Consider the following 1383-nt stretch of genomic DNA (forward strand, 5'->3'; position numbering starts at 1 on the left):
CGAGGTGCCCGCCATGGACGTGTTCGTCAACCACGCCGGACCCGGGCCGGGGCCCGAGGACACCGGGCTCGGGCGGATCTGCGAACTCGACGCACCGATGACGCTTGCGCAGTTCACCGAGCTCGTGGCCGAGCGTCTGCCCACCACCGAGTGGGGGGTCCGCGCCGCGGGCGACCCCGACGCCGAGATCAGGCGCGTCGCGCTGTGTGGCGGATCCGGCGACTCACTGTTGGGTGCGGCCCGCGCGGCGGGCGCCGACGTCTACCTCACCGGGGACCTGCGCCATCACGTTGTGGACGAGCACCTTCGCTCGGGCGGACCCTTGCTCGTCGACGCCGCGCACTGGGCGCTGGAGTTCCCGTGGTGCGCCCAGGCCGCGGCCCTGCTCGAGGAGGGGGCGGACCTCACCGCGACGGTGTGCGATCAACGGACGGACCCCTGGACGGTGGCCGCCGGGGGAGGGCGCGTGCAGCGGTAGTCTTGGCACCCATGAAGGCCGATCCCCACGACCAGCGTCGACTCGTCGACATCGCCGACCTCGACCTGCGCCTGGCGAGTCTCGAGCACCGGCGGTCGCAGCTACCCGAGCAGACGACCCTGGACGAGCTGGAGGCCGAGCGGCGGGCCGCCACCGAGTCCGTCGCCCGTGCCCGGATCCACCTGGAGGATCTCGACCGCGCACTCGCCAAGCTGCGGTCCGATCTGGAGGCCGTGCGCCGGCGCCGGGCGGCCGACTCCGATCTGCTGGCCAAGGGCGGCCTGTCCGAGCGGCAGGCCACCGAACTGGACTACGAGCTGCGTTCGCTGGCCCGCCGCCAGGAGGCCCTCGAGGGCGAGCTGGGTGAGCTGGGCGAACGTCACGAGGCCATGGAGGCCGACGTCCGCCACTCCGGGGCGATCGTCACCGACCTGGACGCGCGGATCGGGATGGCCGTGACGCTGCGCGACACCGCCCTCGCCGAGCTCGAGGACGCGGTCACCGAGACGATGGCCGAACGGGCCCGGGAGGCGGAGACCGTCCCCGCCGACCTCCTCGATCACTACACCCGTAGCGCCGCGGAGGCGGGCCGAGGGGCGGCGATCCTCAACGGAGGCCGCTGCTCGGCCTGCGCCATGGACCTGGACCGGAGTACCGTCTCGGCGTTCCGCTCCGCCCCCGCGGACGAGGTCCTGAACTGCCCCGAGTGCGGCGTGATCGTGGTCCGCACCGACAACTCGTGAGCGGCGGGCCGGGTTCCACCGGCGGGCCGGGCTGGACCGGCGCCACCGGGCGCCCCACCCGGATCGTCCTGGCCCGCCACGGCCAGACCCCGCTGTCGGTGGACCGGCGCTATTCCGGTCAGGGCGACCCCGAGCTCACCGAGTTGGGCGTCACCCAGGCCG

Annotated in this window: 2 protein-coding genes and 1 pseudogene; all 3 read left to right on the forward strand. The window is 74.0% G+C overall.

Features of this window, described 5'->3' with window-relative positions; all coding sequences use genetic code 11:
- On the forward strand, positions 1 to 478 hold a 478-nt coding region (locus G6024_RS16070; protein ID WP_182640415.1), incomplete at its 5' end, for a Nif3-like dinuclear metal center hexameric protein.
- 11 nt (positions 479 to 489) lie between these two features.
- Positions 490 to 1221 (forward strand): zinc ribbon domain-containing protein, encoded by a 732-nt coding sequence (locus tag G6024_RS16075; protein WP_159149159.1) that lies wholly within the window; start codon positions 490 to 492, stop codon positions 1219 to 1221.
- A 23-nt stretch (positions 1222 to 1244) separates the two neighbouring features.
- Positions 1245 to 1383: pseudogene (locus tag G6024_RS16080) on the forward strand (histidine phosphatase family protein); the annotation flags it as partial.

It is taken from the genome of Dietzia maris (assembly GCF_014144855.1).
In the GTDB taxonomy this organism is placed as follows: Bacteria; Actinomycetota; Actinomycetes; order Mycobacteriales; family Mycobacteriaceae; genus Dietzia; species Dietzia kunjamensis.

Bases quoted from the DNA above. Each gene is read 5' to 3' on its own strand.
- G6024_RS16075 (WP_159149159.1), top strand. From the start codon at position 490: ATGAAGGCCGATCCCCACGACCAGCGTCGACTCGTCGACATCGCCGAC.